This window comes from Acidovorax sp. SRB_24 (assembly GCF_012931925.1).
The window spans coordinates 1-629 of sequence record NZ_MWOM01000194.1 but is presented as its reverse complement, the minus strand read 5'-3'; the positions used below and the strand labels follow the sequence as shown (position 1 = coordinate 629).

Below are 629 nucleotides of genomic sequence, written 5' to 3'. Positions count from 1 at the left end.
CGCTCGGTGGGCGTGGGCTCGGCGGGCACGCGCGCCCAGGCGTGCTTGGTGCTGCAGACCGTGTCGCCCGCAGGCTGCTCGTATTCGACTTCCTTGATGGCGATGGTGGTCATGCGAATTCCTCGAGGCGCATCGAGAAGTCGGTGGCCTTGACGTCCTTGGTGAGGGTACCGATGGAGATGCGGTCCACGCCGGTTTCTGCAAGGGCGCGCAGGCCCTCGAGCGTGACGCCGCCCGAGATTTCGAGGATGGCGCGGCCCGCGTTCAGGCGCACGGCATCGTGCAGCAGGGCCAGCGGCATGTTGTCGAGCAGCACCATCTTGGCGCCGGCGCCCAGGGCCTCGTCGAGCTGGGCCAGGGTTTCGACCTCGATCTCGATGAATTGCGCGCGCGCCGCCACCTGCTGGGCCGCGCGCAGCACGGCGGTGACGCCGCCGGCGGCGGCAATGTGATTTTCCTTGATCAGCACGGCGTCGTGCAGGCCGATGCGGTGGTTGGTGCCGCCGCCCTTGCGCACGGCATATTTTTGCGCCAGGCGCAGGCCGGGCAGGGTCTTGCGCGTGTCGACGATCTGCGCGCGCGTGCCGCGCACGGCCTCGACGTAGGTGGCGGTCTTGGTGGCGACGGCG

At 69.5% G+C, this 629-nt stretch carries 1 protein-coding gene and 1 pseudogene; both read right to left on the bottom strand.

Annotation, left to right across the window (positions count from 1 at the left end):
• Positions 1-113: pseudogene (locus tag B2J89_RS23365) on the bottom strand (quinolinate synthase NadA); the annotation flags it as partial.
• Positions 110-629, bottom strand: a 520-nt coding sequence (gene nadC / locus B2J89_RS23360) for a carboxylating nicotinate-nucleotide diphosphorylase (RefSeq protein ID WP_169170840.1), incomplete at its 5' end; no start/stop codon positions are given. The gene nadC and the pseudogene B2J89_RS23365, both read right to left, overlap by 4 nt.